At 66.1% G+C, this 13795-nt stretch carries 16 protein-coding genes and 2 pseudogenes; all 18 read left to right on the top strand.

Annotated features, from left to right (window positions below; all coding sequences use genetic code 11):
* Window positions 1-166 precede the first annotated feature (166 nt).
* Window positions 167-367 (top strand): annotated as a pseudogene (locus PG2T_RS06685) (AcaB family transcriptional regulator); the annotation flags it as partial.
* A pseudogene (locus tag PG2T_RS06680) lies at window positions 345-738 on the top strand (STY4528 family pathogenicity island replication protein); the annotation flags it as partial. The pseudogenes PG2T_RS06685 and PG2T_RS06680, both read left to right, overlap by 23 nt.
* A gap of 159 nt (window positions 739-897) precedes the next feature.
* Window positions 898-1152: a ribbon-helix-helix domain-containing protein gene (locus PG2T_RS06675; RefSeq protein WP_068803669.1), complete on the top strand. Its 255-nt coding sequence runs from the start codon at window positions 898-900 to the stop codon at window positions 1150-1152.
* Between the two features lie 5 nt (window positions 1153-1157).
* A complete protein-coding gene (locus tag PG2T_RS06670; RefSeq protein WP_043105739.1) occupies window positions 1158-1472 on the top strand; it encodes a type II toxin-antitoxin system RelE/ParE family toxin in 315 nt (104 codons plus the stop codon).
* A gap of 158 nt (window positions 1473-1630) precedes the next feature.
* Window positions 1631-2410 carry a PFL_4669 family integrating conjugative element protein gene (locus tag PG2T_RS06665; RefSeq protein ID WP_068803667.1) on the top strand — a complete coding sequence of 260 codons (780 nt, stop codon included), beginning with the start codon at window positions 1631-1633 and terminating at the stop codon, window positions 2408-2410.
* Window positions 2407-2958: a DUF3158 family protein gene (locus PG2T_RS06660; protein ID WP_068803666.1), complete on the top strand. Its 552-nt coding sequence runs from the start codon at window positions 2407-2409 to the stop codon at window positions 2956-2958. The genes PG2T_RS06665 and PG2T_RS06660 overlap by 4 nt, the downstream gene beginning before the upstream one ends.
* Window positions 2955-3338: a single-stranded DNA-binding protein gene (locus PG2T_RS06655; protein WP_068803664.1), complete on the top strand. Its 384-nt coding sequence runs from the start codon at window positions 2955-2957 to the stop codon at window positions 3336-3338. The genes PG2T_RS06660 and PG2T_RS06655 overlap by 4 nt, the downstream gene beginning before the upstream one ends.
* A 294-nt stretch (window positions 3339-3632) precedes the next feature.
* A complete protein-coding gene (locus PG2T_RS06650) occupies window positions 3633-5648 on the top strand; it encodes a DNA topoisomerase III (protein ID WP_068803662.1) in 2016 nt (671 codons plus the stop codon).
* Window positions 5649-6534: 886 nt separating this feature from the next.
* The gene (locus PG2T_RS06645) at window positions 6535-6891 is read left to right on the top strand and encodes a hypothetical protein (protein WP_068803660.1); all 357 of its coding nucleotides are present in this window, start codon (window positions 6535-6537) and stop codon (window positions 6889-6891) included.
* 250 nt (window positions 6892-7141) lie between these two features.
* A complete protein-coding gene (locus PG2T_RS06640) occupies window positions 7142-7855 on the top strand; it encodes a DUF5983 family protein (RefSeq protein ID WP_068803658.1) in 714 nt (237 codons plus the stop codon).
* A 276-nt stretch (window positions 7856-8131) separates the two neighbouring features.
* Window positions 8132-8929: a GTPase gene (locus tag PG2T_RS06635; protein WP_068803655.1), complete on the top strand. Its 798-nt coding sequence runs from the start codon at window positions 8132-8134 to the stop codon at window positions 8927-8929.
* 66 nt (window positions 8930-8995) lie between these two features.
* On the top strand, window positions 8996-9361 hold the full coding sequence (locus PG2T_RS06630; RefSeq protein ID WP_068803653.1) for a DUF3085 domain-containing protein: 366 nt from the start codon (window positions 8996-8998) through the stop codon (window positions 9359-9361).
* A 344-nt stretch (window positions 9362-9705) separates the two neighbouring features.
* Window positions 9706-10215: an STY4534 family ICE replication protein gene (locus PG2T_RS06625; protein ID WP_068803651.1), complete on the top strand. Its 510-nt coding sequence runs from the start codon at window positions 9706-9708 to the stop codon at window positions 10213-10215.
* Window positions 10216-10316: 101 nt separating this feature from the next.
* A complete protein-coding gene (locus PG2T_RS06620) occupies window positions 10317-10931 on the top strand; it encodes a DUF3275 family protein (protein ID WP_068803649.1) in 615 nt (204 codons plus the stop codon).
* A 90-nt stretch (window positions 10932-11021) separates the two neighbouring features.
* Complete coding sequence (locus PG2T_RS06615; protein WP_068803648.1) at window positions 11022-11417, top strand: hypothetical protein; 396 nt, start codon at window positions 11022-11024, stop codon at window positions 11415-11417.
* Window positions 11418-11500: 83 nt separating this feature from the next.
* The gene (locus PG2T_RS06610) at window positions 11501-12148 is read left to right on the top strand and encodes a hypothetical protein (RefSeq protein ID WP_068803647.1); all 648 of its coding nucleotides are present in this window, start codon (window positions 11501-11503) and stop codon (window positions 12146-12148) included.
* 54 nt (window positions 12149-12202) lie between these two features.
* Complete coding sequence (locus PG2T_RS06605) at window positions 12203-13312, top strand: DUF6094 domain-containing protein (RefSeq protein WP_068803646.1); 1110 nt, start codon at window positions 12203-12205, stop codon at window positions 13310-13312.
* Between the two features lie 99 nt (window positions 13313-13411).
* Complete coding sequence (locus tag PG2T_RS06600; protein WP_068803644.1) at window positions 13412-13708, top strand: hypothetical protein; 297 nt, start codon at window positions 13412-13414, stop codon at window positions 13706-13708.
* Window positions 13709-13795 lie beyond the last annotated feature (87 nt).

Genomic DNA, 13795 nt, shown 5'->3' with positions numbered 1-13795 from the left:
TACCAGGATGGAGAACTCCGCTGAGCTATTCCCAGGGGATGGGCCAGCACAAACGGCCTTCCCATGCGGAACAAACCGGGCGCGCGTCGGCCGCGGTTTGCTGACTGACGGCCTTTCGGCCGATGCCAATGCTGGCGACTCGCTCCCCTATCGCGGGTCGCCACCGATGGCCAATGAACCCCGGCAACTGAATCTCGGATCCCTGCGCAGCGCGATGTCGCTGACGCCGCACACGCACCACGCCTCGCGCATCTGGCACGGCCGTGCACCGACCGAGGGACGCCCCGGCATCATCGGGCTCAACGGCTTCATCAGTGCGATGAACAAGATGGAGCGCGGCGCCGATTCCGAAGGAGGGCCGTACAGTACGCAGTGATCGTATAAACGAAGTACGTACGGTACCGCGCGCACGGGGCCTTGCAGGACCTGCGGCTGCCCGAGCGCTTCCTGCGCTTGAAGGACGAGCAGCAGGCCGGCGCGCTGGTGGCGCTGCAACAAGTGGACGAGGCCCAGCGGCAGGCCGTGCTCGACGAGTGGGCGGCGCGCTGCGGCAACAGCGCGGTACGCAACCCGGCCGGCTACCTGTTCGGCATCGTCCAGAAGGCGATTGGCGGGGAGTTCAAGGCGTTGGCCGGGCAAGGCGATGCCCGCGCCATGTCCGGTCCGGCATCCGCCGTGTCAAAGGCCACCGGTCCGGAGCTCGTACAGGCTGACATCACGCGTCTGCGCTCGATGCTGGAGCGGCCATGCCGGCGGCACATCGCGCCATCCTCAACGGATGGTTGCAACAGAAGTCTTCCGATCGACCCGGACCGGGCAAGGAAGAGCCTGCCGGACGCTTGCCCGCGTATTCATTTTTGCGTACTTTGAATACGAAAACGGCAGCAGGAGCCAGACATGCCCCGGACTACGACCATGACGGTTCGCCTCAGCGGACCGCTGAGCGATTTCGTCGCCGCCAACGTGGGCGAGCATGGTGACTACGAGAACGTCAGCGAGTACATGCGAGACCTGATCCGCCGCGACAAGGAACGCAAGGAGCGGGAAGCCTTCGACCGGCTGCAGGCCGAGCTGACCCATGCCTTCGCCGCCCCGGAAACCTCATATCGTCCCCTGACCGCCGCCGACGTGATCACGCGCAACCAAGACTGACGGTTGTGGCCAAGGTTCTGGTCCAGGAGGCGGCGTCCTGGCGGCTGGACGAGATCTACCGCTACACGCGCGATCGCTGGGGCACCGAACAGGCCGATCGCTACATTGCCGGGCTGTTCGAAGCCTTCGACGGCATCGACACGCACCGGACATCGTCCAGACCCGTCCCGGCCGAGTTCGGTGTCGAAGGCTACTTCTTCCGCTATGAACGGCACTTCGTCTACTGGCGCCGACTCTCGAATGGCGACATCGGCATTGTGACCATCCTGCACGAGCGGATGCACCAGATCGACCGATTCCGGGACGATTTCGGCTCATGACCGGCTGTCATTTCATCAGGCTATCCCCAGGGGATAGCCAGCACACACGGCCTTCCGTGCGCAACAAACCGGGCGCGCGCGGGCTGCGGTTTGTTGACTGACGGCCTTCCGGCCGATGCCGATGCTGGCGACTCGTTCCCCTATCGCCGGTCGCACCCATGGCCAACGAATCCCTGCAACTGAATCTCGGGTCGCTGCGCAGCGCGATGTCGCTTACGCTGCACACGCACCACGCTTCGCGCATCTGGCACGGCCGCGCGCCGACCGAAGAACGCCCCGGCATCATCGGGCTCAACGGCTTCATCAGTGCGATGAACAGGATGAAGCGCGGCGCCGAGCAGGACGACCCGTACTCGGACTGGTGGATGTTGCGGATCGAGGACAAGCTCGCCGACACCAGGACCCGCCTGCAGACCCTGCGCGAACAGGTCGACCGGGCGCTGGCCGACGTGCCACCGGCGCTGTCGCTGGGCGAGAACCTGAACGTGCAGCCGGTGAAGCTGCCGCTGTTCGTGAATGCGCAGCTCGGCTTCATGGCGGTATACCTGCTGGCCGACTACGACGACCTGGCGCGCAAACTGATCCTGGCGCACCACACCGCGCTGATCGACCGCAGCACGTTGGAGCGCTGGCTCGATGAGGGCGCGCACGCGCTGCGCAGCCTGTTCTCGCTGGCCCAGCAGTACCGCTACTCGGGCACGACGCGCGACGACTTCGCGGCGAAGAACGCGGCGGCGCGAGCGGCGCTGGAGAAGTTCGGCGAGCTGCCGCAGGACGTGCTGGAAGGCACGCGCCGCTCGCGCTTCGCGCCACCGATCGCGCGGCGGACGACCAAGCCCGGCACGCCGCCTGCTGCGCCCGCCATCGAGCCCGATGCGCCGGCTCACACGAACGGCGCAGCCAATCCAGCGATGGGTAATGAGGGTGCTGACGCATGACGGCATCGCCCCCCATCAGCCACTCCACGCGCTTCGTGGCGCTGGAACAGGCGGACTTCCAGCGGCTGGAACACGCAGGGTACCTAAAAGGCCTTTTACAGCCTTTTAAGGGTAAGGGGAGTCTGGAGACCTGGGCCAGCCAGTGCGCGGCGCTGCGCGACGACGTGATTGGCCTGGCGCAGCGGCGCGTGCTGCCCCAGGCGCGCGCCTACCCCTTCAGTCTGCTCGACGTGCAACTGGCCCAGCAGGCCACTGGCGCAGGGACGATGTTCCTGCGCTGGCGCAACCTCGATCGTTCCAGTATGGGCGTTGCGTTGTGGGAAGCGCTGCTGACCGACCCCGCGACGCCGGCCTCGCTGATCGACGATCTGTACGCGATGGAGCTGCAGCGCATCGTGCTGAACATGCAGATCAGCCTGACCCACAGCATCGCTCGCCAAGCCCTGGAATGCGCCAACAAGGTCGCACTGGCCGAAGCAGCTTACCTGCGGCGTGTCCACGGGCACGCCGCGCCCATCCGCACCACCACCCCCAAGGAGTCACCATGAGCACGCACTTCGTCGGCGAGGGCAACATCGGTTCTGCGCCAGACTACCGCGAATTCCCGAACGGCAACGACGAGCCGCGCCGGCTGCTGCGCCTGAACGTCTATTTTGACAACCCGATCCCGACGAAGGACGGCGAGTACGAGGATCGCGGCGGCTTCTGGGCGCCGGTGGAGCTGTGGCACCGCGACGCCGAGCACTGGAAGACGCTGTACCAGAAAGGTATGCGGGTGCTGGTCGAGGGCCGCACGGTGCGCGACGAATGGGAGGACGCCGACGAGAACGAGCGCGTCACGTTCAAGGTCGAGGCCCGGCGCGTGGGCATCCTGCCGTACCGCATCGAGTCGGTGGCGCTGAGCGCCAAGCCGGCCGGCGGACAGTAATTCGCCCATCGCCACTCCCCCGAGGGCGGCTGTAGCAACCGTCATACGCCCGCGATGCACCAGCGAGCTATCCCCAGGGGATAGCTCCAAGGTCGTCCACGGCGTTCCAGCCGCCCTCCCGAAACGACGCTTTTGCTGGGCCAGCTCCTGCGGTCCATGCGCACCGCTGCGGCAACGGACCGCCTGCCGATCACAAAGCGGTGTCTGCACCAATCGGCTTCCTTGCTGCCGGCATCTTCTGGCCCCGCCAAGCTGACGCCCATCCGATGAACCGAACATTTCCAAGGAGGCTTCATGCGCGTGTTCCTGTGCGAGAAGCCCTCCCAGGGCAAGGACATCGCCCGTGTGCTGGGTGCCGGCCAACGCGGCAACGGCTGCTACAGCGGCGCGGGTGTCGTCGTGACCTGGTGCATCGGTCATCTGGTGGAGGCGGTTCCACCCGAAGGCTACGGCGAGCAATACAAGCGCTGGGCCATCGAGCAATTGCCCATTCTTCCTGAGCGTTGGCGTGTCGAGCCCAAGGCGGCGACCGCAGCGCAATTCAAGGTCGTGCAGCAGCTCGTCGCCAACGCGGGCGAGCTGGTGATTGCGACCGACGCCGACCGCGAGGGCGAGATGATCGCCCGCGAGATCATCGACCTATGCGGCTACCGCGGGCCGATTCAGCGCCTGTGGCTGTCGGCGCTCAACGATGCGTCGATCCGCAAGGCGCTGGATGCGCTCAAGCCGTCCGCCGAGACGCTGCCGCTGTATTTCTCCGCACTCGCCCGATCGCGCGCCGACTGGCTGATCGGGATGAACCTGAGCCGCCTGTTCACACTGCTGGGGCGCCAGGCCGGCTATAACGGCGTGCTGTCGGTGGGGCGCGTGCAGACGCCGACGCTGAAGTTGGTCGTCGATCGTGATCGCGAGATCGCACGGTACGTCTCCGTGCCGTATTGGGCCGTGGACGTGCTGCTATCCCATGCCGGCCACTCCTTCACCGCGAGCTGGATACCGCCCAAAGGCAGCACCGATGCAGCGAGTCGCTGCCTTCAGCAGCCGGTGGCGCAGCAGGCTGCGGATCGTATTCGCGCGGCACGCGATGCACAGGTCGTGTCGGTGGACATCGAGCGCGTGCGCGAGGCACCGCCGCTGCCGTTCGACCTGGGAACGCTCCAAGAAATGTGCTCCAAGCGGTTGGGGCTCGACGTGCAGGAGACGCTGGACATCGCCCAGGCACTGTATGAGGTACACAAGGCCACGACCTATCCACGCAGCGACGCGGGCTACCTGCCCGAAAGCATGTTGGCCGAGGTGCCGACGGTACTCGATGCTTTGCTTGCCACCGATCCCGGCCTGCACCCGCTGATCGACAAGCTCGACCGAACGCAACGCTCGCGTGCCTGGAACGACCGCAAGGTGACGGCCCACCACGGCATCATCCCCACGCTGGAGCCGGCCAAACTCTCGGCGATGAGCGACAAGGAGCTGGCCGTCTACCGACTGATCCGCGCCCATTACCTCGCGCAGTTCCTGCCACACCACGAATTCGATCGCACGGTGGCGCAGCTCGCTTGCGACGGCCAGTCGCTCGTGGCGGTGGGCAAGCAGATCGCCGTGATCGGCTGGCGCCAGGTATTGGCGACACCGGAGCCGGACGCTGCCGATGGCGAGGAAGCGCGGCGCAGCCAGGTGCTGCCGCCACTGGCGAGCGGATCGCGCTGCGGGGTCGAGCAGGTCGAGCTGAAGGCGTTGAAAACGCTGCCGCCGAAGCCCTACACCCAGGGCGAACTGGTCAAGGCAATGAAGGGTGTGGCCAAGCTGGTGGACGACCCGCGTCTGAAGCAGAAGCTGAAGGAGACGACGGGCATCGGCACCGAGGCCACGCGCGCCAGCACGATCAAGGGCCTGCTCGATCGCGGCTACCTGCTGAAGAAGGGCCGCGCCATCCGCGCGTCGGATGCGGCCTTCACGCTCATCGACGCCGTGCCGGCAGCCATCGCCGATCCCGGCATGACCGCCATCTGGGAGCAGGCGCTCGACCTGATCGAGGCCGGCCAGATGACGCTGGACACCTTCATCGCCAAGCAATCCGCCTGGGTGGCCCAGCTCGTGCAGCAGCATCGGGGCGCAACGCTTTCCATCACGCTGCCGCCGTCGCCGCCCTGCCCGCAGTGCGGCGCCCCGATGCGCCAGCGTACCGGCAAGAGCGGCGCGTTCTGGTCATGCAGCCGTCATCCGGACTGCAAGGGCGCGCTGCCGGTCGAGTCCTCGGCAAGCAAGCGCGGAGCGCCACGCAAGCGGCGCGCAGTACCCAAGGCGTCCTGACGCCTACGCATCCCTCTGCCACGCCGGCCGCTTTCCTGGCGGCGGGGCAAACGTCCCGCGTGTGGCGGGACTCCCCAGCGCGCGTCTCCTTCTGCAACGGTGTGCGCGTCCCGTCTGCCCATCACCGGGCGACGGGGCGAGAAGGTCATTGCTCCACGAATCGCGTCCGCCGCCATTCCCCTGATCGGTGTGACCCTGCCTCGGTCACGAGGGGCTTCCTGACGCCTTGCCGCCGCGCGAGCCGTGAGGAGGCCCCTTGGGCCGAGGGTGTTCCGTGCCGGTGCCCGCCGGCGAAACATCGGGCTCCCTTTGTGTGTGGATGCACGCCATATGTTTCCGGCCCCAGCCACGAAACGGGCCGGGTGCGATTGCTGACGCAGCGAACGGCTTTGACGACGGCCTGCACTGACGCAGCCCACAGGTGGTTTTCCTTCCTCTCCAGCCGAAGGCCCGCGTGGCCTTCGGCGCCCTGGTCTTTGCCTTGTCCCGTGACACGGGCCATTGCCCTTAAGCGGGCCGTCCGCGATTCGGTTTCCCCTGCGACGGCAGCCATGCTTCGCGCCCATCCTCACGCCATGCGTTGCTGACAGTCGTCAGCGGCATGCCCTGGCAGTCTCGGTCTTCAAGACTGCAGCGCGGTTCGCCGTGCTGACCGATCCAGTCCGCTTCGCATCGCCTACCGCGGACGTTCGTCGGCCTGGCGACGATGCACCTTTTTCGACCACCCGAGGGGAACTCCATCCCCTGCGGGATGCGTGCTCCCCGACCCACCTCACAGCACAGCGCCCTGGATACCGATGCCTGGACGCAGCGCGCTCACCCAGATTTCTCACCCTTCAAGGAGTTCTCTCATGAATCTGTCTTTGCCCGAAGACTGCTCGATCGGATGGCGCTGGAACAAGCGCATTTCGACGCTGCACCGCAGGCCTTCTTCAATGCCTGGAAGCGCGGCGCGCAGATCGCCGGCCCCGAGTGGTTCGGCGACGGCACACGCGAAGGTCTGCAGCGTGCCACCAGCAAGTGGGGCCTGCGGCCCAACATGCCGATGCTCAACGACGCCCTGGGCGTGCTGAGCAGCAGTCAACGCATGTTCCTGTCCGCGATGGTGAGCTTCTACAACGCCCGCGAGGGCGGCGCGATGCTCAAGCGTTGCGGCTTCGAGGGGCTGTCCGACTTCGGCGGTCTCGATCTGGAGCGGCGCAAGGTCATCGCCGACCTCACGCTGAACTACGACGGCTGGTGAGCCGCGCCTGGCAACCCACCGTCTTTTCATCCCACCCCACGAGGGACATGCGTCCCCGTTCGGGGCCATGTCCCTCCTTCTTTTCGCTGGAGCGGCCATGTCCCGAACCAGCATCTTCCACTGACCTGCACCGCCCGCCACCAGGGCGGCCCGACGCCGCGGCCGGCTGACCGGCTGCCACTTCATCCACCCGCTGGGGTTCGATCCCCGGCAGGGGATTGCCTCGGCCAGCCCCTGCTGGAGAAATCCCATGTCCCATTCCAACAACCCCTTCGTCCGCGGCTACGACGGCCTGTCCGCGCAGCGGCTGCTGGCGATTTCCTACGACGACGACTGCCCGCTGAGCTATCTGCCGCTGCACGTCTCGCAGTCGCATCTGCCCGACAACCAGGTCGAGCGCCATGCCTGCATCTTCTGCGACGACTTCGCGCTGATCACCGAGGGCCAGAACGTGCCGTCCGATCTGGACGCGCAGTGCCCCAGCCACGGCATCGCCCGAAACCTCGTCTACGCCGTCATGGCCGAAGAAGCCGGCAAGCCGCTGCACGTCGGCGATACCTACTCCGAGGAGGCCGCGCGCGAGGTGGTGCGCCGCCTGCGCTTCGAGACCGGCTTCTACAGCCGTGCCTGGGAAATCAGTTCGGCGCACATCACCGAGGAGGCCAGCCGCTATCTGGCCAAGCTGGCCGACATCGACACGCCGACCCGTTTCCTGTTCGTTGCCTTCCGCATTCCCTACAGCCCGGCGGTCGGCGTGAAGCTGATCGCCACGCCTTGGACGGACGAGAACCTGCAACAGGTCGAAGGCATCACCGCCGAGCGGTTGTGGCGGGAGCATCGCCGGAAAGGCATGCCGGAGTCCCTCGTCGAGGTGCTCCACCTGGCCGCGCTCGCCGACGTGCGCCTGCTGGTGTTCGATTCCGACGCGCCCGTGCTGAACGGGCTGACGCTCTACGACGAGTAACCCCCTCCTGACCCCCCAGCGGGGCTCTTCTTTTTCGCGGAACGCGGTGCCGGCGCATTGCCGATTCCCGGCGGACGGCCGCCGCCATGTGCCGCACGCTGGCCGCATGTTCGCTGGCGTTGCCGGCAGCATGCCCAGGCGGTCGAGACCTTCGAGACTGCGGCGCGGTTCGCCGTGCTGGTCGTTTCCTTCGCCGGACGCATGCCGCGTCCATCCACCCTCAAGGGACCGACCTCCCTTGCGGGGGGTCCCTTGGTTGCCACAAGGAGTCTCCCCATGGATACCCAAGCCATCCGTGCACAGATGCCAACGCTTGTCGTCGGTCATGTGCCTTCCAACGTCCGTTCGTTCAAGTTCAACATCTTCGACGGCCAGCCCAAGGTTTCGACGCTGGGCTTTCACATCGACCCGAAGCCTTTCGAGGGCAAGGTCATCGCCACCACCGACGAGGCCATCGTCGTCAAGACGGGGCGAGCCGAGTTCGCGGTGCTCGACCGGGCGCTCGTGACCGAGGTGCCCGAGGAAGGCACCAAGGTACAGGTCGAACCCTATGTCAGACGCCGCTTCGACGGTCAGCGGGCGGACACGCCCGAGGAGCACACCGAGTTCACCGGCGACGGCCAGCCCTACACGGTGAAGACGCTCGTGCTCGGTTCTGCGCCGGCGAAGCTACCGATCCCCGAGCCGCGCTGCCCCGAGCTGCAGGAGCTGATCCACCAACTGGAGCAGTTGCCCGCGCCCGATGGCTTCCGGCGCATCACCCACATGCTGGTGGATGCAGGTGCGCGGGACTTCAGCTGGGCCGATCCGCTGCCCGCCGACATCATCCGCACGCCGCCGGCCATCGGCTTCACCGTCGCCACGATGAAGTTCCAGGGTCGCGTCACCGTGCTGTACGAGCGTGGCCTCGACATCTACGCGGTGGAGCTGCGCCGCGACGGCGAGCCGATCGAACGGGTCGATGAGGTGTTCTTCGACACCCTCGGCGAGACGCTGGAACGGCTGATCGACGACGGGAGCTGGAGACGCATCCGCGTGCAGTGCCTGTCGGGTCGCAAGGCTGCCCGGCATTGACATTCCAGCAGCTTCCCGCCCTCGCGGCGGGAAGCCTCTCTTCCTGCCTCCCTGGAGATCACACCCATGACTGTTCGATTCAAAGGCACGGAGCTGCGGCCCGTGCTCGCCGAAGCGGTGGCGAATCAATGCCGCGTCATCCTGGTCAAGGATCAGGGCGTGTACTTCCTGGCCGAGCGCGGCGAGCGCCGGCCCGATGGTCGCCAGAAGACCATCGCCTATGCCGCCGGCTGCAACCCGGATGTCGATGCCTTAGACGACTGGTGGGGGCTGGCGCGCGTCGAGTTCGGCGGCGATGACTTTGGCGAGTTCTTCGATCCGCAGGAGGGCGTGTTTGCGCGCATCCTGCACAGCGAGGACGACCTCGACGTGTCCGCCACCGCGACACACCTGTCGCTGCTGGCGACTCCTTCCACGCCCGGCGGCAACTGACCGCCCATCCCTCGCCCCCGCTCCGGGGGCCGCTTTGTGCCCGGCAATGCGGACGGCCGCGCGTGCCGATTGCCGCTCGCATGTGCGCCGCCCTGGCGCCACGCTTCCGGCCATGTTCCGCTGACGTCCGTCAGCGACATGCCCAGGCAGCCACGATCTTCAAGGCTGCGACGCGGTTCCGACCGCGTTGATCACTCCAGTTCGCACCGGCATCCATGCGCGAACGGCCATCGGCTCTCGATGGCGATGCCACCAAGCTGTTCCATCGACCCACGCGGGGGTTCCACACCTTCCCCGCCTTGGGTCGGGTGTGTCTCCGCCTCATTGTTCTCAGGAGATTCACCATGACCACTTCCAACGAAAAATCCTACTTCGATCTGCACATCACCGGCCTCGGGTATCTCAATCGCATCCGCGAAGTGAAGCCCAAGAAAGGCGATGCATTCCTGGCCTGCGACATCGCGGCTCTGAACGGTCCCAGCGATGACGTCTCGTATGTGCGCTTCGACACGCGCGTATCGGGATCGGAAGCGCAGCACCTGGTGCGCCGCTGCATTCAGGCGGTCGACACCGAGAAGAAGGTGATGATCGGGTTCCGCCTGGGCGACCTGTGGACCGACACCTTCACCTACTCCAAGGGCAAGCGTGCCGGCGAGCAGGGGGTGAGCCTCAAGGCCCGCCTGCTGTTCGTCGGTTGGATCAAGGTCGACGGTCAGCTCGTTTACAAAGCCGAAGCCAAGGATGAAAAGACTGCTGCTTCGCGCGAGCCCGCCGCCCCGACCGTACCCGCGGCCGACGAGGCGGTTTCCGGCACTGGCACCGTCGAGGAGCCGGCGCTGGCCGAAACGGCCTGACCCACGAGGCCCCCTCACCGGGGCCTTGCTTTCCTTCTCTCCATCGAGACCCCGACCCATGCGGCCGGAGCCTCCCATTCATCATCGTAAGGAGCTGACCCATGATCACACTCCCTGGCCAGTTGGCCATCAGGACCATCCACGGCAGGAACGGCGACTTCAACGTCGGCCGCCTCGCCACTTCCATCGGCGAGTTCGTCATCAAGAACGCCGAGCTGGACCAGTACCGCGAAGGCAAGTACGAGGGCGATTTCGTCATCACCGAGATTCGTCCTTCCACGTACAACACCAGCGGCCGCATGGTCATCGAGATCCGCGCTCACCTGGGCGGAATGACGCTATCGAACATCGATCCTCTGAGCAGGGACGAAGCCAACCGGCTGAGCCCGCAAGAGGTCGATCCGATCGACGAGGAAGCGCAGACACCGGCGCCTGCCGTCGCCTCGACCCCCGTCGAAGCGAAGGCTCCGGCATCCAGCGATCCCCTGGTCGACACCGCACCGTTCGGCGCGGACGTTCCTCCCACGCCGGCTGCCACGCAGACGGCGCAGGATGAGGACGCCACGCTGTTCGGCGCGCTCTGGCCCTTGGGTGACATCGTGAAGCTCGATGCCACCGTCGATCGTCGTGTGCTGCGTCAACAGCGCGACCGTCTCGGTGTCCTGGGCTACGAGTTCGCTCCGCTGTCCCAGGACTGGCACCTGGTCTCAGCCTGATCCAGTCGTCGCCTCCGGCGACGTTTCAACCACCCGCCGGGGTACTTCCCTGGTGGGGAGTGCTCCGGCTTTTTTCACAGGAGAACTCCCATGGGCTGGTACTTCTCGCGGCAAACCCGCGACCAACTGATCCGTGAACTGATCCAACCGCAGGAGAGCGAACGCGCTCGCTCGGAGGTCATCGCCCACGCCCTGCGCGGCAATGTGCTGTGGTCCGTGGTGCGCGTGACCGCCAGGCAGGCGGGCGTGCTCGACGTCACCGAAGGCGAATCCACGACTTTCATCCGCTGCGACCTGCTGCAAGGCTCGGGTGGCGAATGGGGCCACAAGCCCCTGGATGAATCCATGCATCCCTACTACTACTCGTGCCCGCTGCGCTATCTCGACATGGCGCCCGTGCGATCCGGCGAGTGGCGTGAAGGGGTGCGCATCCATCACGAACAGCGCCGTACGAGGCGCGCGTCCGCCATGCCGTCGACTGTCTGACACGGTTTTTCATCCACCCGAACCGGGGCACTCGTTCGCCCCGATGGGGCACGGGTGCCTCTCCTACTCAAGAGGACATCACCATGCCCACGCACTCATCCGCGCAACCGCTGTATCGCATCGACGAATGCCCCGACCTGATGGCCGACGGCTGCATCGGTGACGAGCACGGCAACCTGGTCTTTCTATCCGTCTGGGCGCGCGATACCGCCGTTCAGGAGTTCCTGGCCCGCCTGACCCTCGGTCGGTCTGAGCAGGGACTGGATCAGTTCCATCTCGTCACCGATCAGGCGTCGATCCCGGTCTTCGTCGGCAACGTCGAGGCCCTGGAGAAACGCACCACGCGCGCCTTCCGGCGCACGCTGTTCGGTTCCATGGTCCATCTGTGGCTGTTCGACAAGCGCTGCGTGAAGCCCGACAAGGCCAACGCCAGTGCGCTGGCGCTGCTGCCCAGGATGGTATCCAACCCCACCGAACGGCTGTGGACCCTGGTGCGGGAAACCTGCCCGCTGCCACTGCTCGACCACTGGCGCGACGACGTGCTGACGCTGTTGCGGTTGCGGGACATGCTGACCCGCCTTCCATTCGCCCTCGGGCCGCTGGAAGGTCATCGGCTGGCCCTGGACGTTCCGGCGCTGACCCCGGCGCTGGGCGAACTGATCCGCAATGGAACGCTGGGTGTTTCGCAATACGAACTCGCCGCGGGCAAACCGCTGCGGCGGGTGGCCTGAAGCCGGACCACCGGGCATGCGCGCATTCATCCCACTTCTTCACCGGAGATTCCCATGGCTCTCATGTTTCCGCGCCTGGCGCGCAACTTCATACGCAACGGCTACTTCCCGACGGACGAACCCACGTTGGAGAGACTCCTGTCCGCACTGGCGCCGTCCTGCGGCCCCATGTGCATCCTCGATCCCTGCGCCGGCGAAGGCGTGGCGATTGCCGAAGCCGCTCATGCCCTCGGGCGCGAGCAGGTGAAGGCGTTTGCCGTCGAGTACGACGCGGAGCGCGCGGCCCATGCGCGCGGACTCGTCGATCGTTGTCTGCACGGCGACCTGATGGACGCGCTGATTTCCCGGCAGTCCTTCGGGCTGCTGTTTCTCAATCCGCCCTACGGCGATCTGACCCGGGGTGTCGATGGCAACATCGGTTATCAAGGACAGGGCCGCCCGCGGCTGGAGAAGCTGTTCTATCAGCGCAGCATCCCGCTGTTGCAGTACGACGGCGTGCTGGTGCTCATCATCCCGTTCTACGTGCTCGACGCCGAGTTCGTCGGCTGGCTGACGCGCCACTTCGCCGACCTGCGCATCTACCGGGCGGTGGATACGCAGTTCAGGCAGGTGGTGATCTTCGGCCGGCGTGTTCGTCAGCCCGAGCAGTTATCGGACGACGCCAAGGCGGCGCGCACCCTGCTGCTGCAACTCGGTCAAGGCGAAATCGAGGCCGAGGAACTGCCGGACGCATGGCCGTTCCTGCCGTACAGGGTCCCGGTATCTGCCACCGAGCCGGAGCACTTCTATCGCGTCACGCTCGAACCCGAGCAGTTCGCCGACGAGGTGCAGCGCCTGCAGGGGCTGTGGCCGGCGCTCGATGCGCACCTGGGAGCCGCGCAGCAATCGCTGCGGCCACCGGCGCGGGCCTTGTCGCACTGGCATCTCGCTCTGGCCTTGGCCGCGGGCGCGATCTCGGGCGTCGTGACCTCCAAGACCGGCAAGGTGCTGGTGGTCAAGGGCGATACCCACAAGGAGAAATCCTTGACGACGGAGTACACGGAACGGGATGACGGCTCGGTCGCCGAGACGCGCATCCTCACCGATCGCTTCGTCCCCGTGATCCGCGCGTGGGACCTGACGCCCGGCTCCCCGACGCGGGGGGAGGTGTTGACCATTCGCTGATCGCGTTTCCCTGACGGTTCGCCGTCGTTTTCATCCACCCATCGGGGTCCAGTCACCCCGCAGGGTGCCGTGGCCCCTTCATTTCGAGAGGCAATCACCATGGCACTCGCAGTCCTTTCTCAACCACGCTTCCAGGCCGGCCAACTGGTCATGACCGCGGGCGTGAACGACTTGGTTCAACGGGGTGCACTCGATCCCGTGCCTTATCTCCGACGTCATCTCGCTGGCGATTGGGGCGATCTTTGCGATGACGACAAGCGACAGAACGATGCTGCATTGAAGTCGGGCGAGGATCGGCTGTTCTCATCCTACCAGCTCGCTCCCGACCTGAAGCTCTGGATCATCACCGAATGGGATCGCAGCGTCACCACGCTGTTGCTGCCCAGCGAGTATTGATCCGTTCGTTCCACGACGGTTGACCGTCGCGTTTCTTCCCACCCCTGGGGCATGTCACCGCCCCATCGGGGGAGGTGCATGCCCCGG

Origin of the sequence: Immundisolibacter cernigliae (assembly GCF_001697225.1) — a bacterium.
Taxonomy (GTDB): domain Bacteria; phylum Pseudomonadota; class Gammaproteobacteria; order Immundisolibacterales; family Immundisolibacteraceae; genus Immundisolibacter; species Immundisolibacter cernigliae.
Note: the sequence above shows the minus strand (reverse complement) of the source record. Positions and strands in the feature narration are given on the sequence as shown.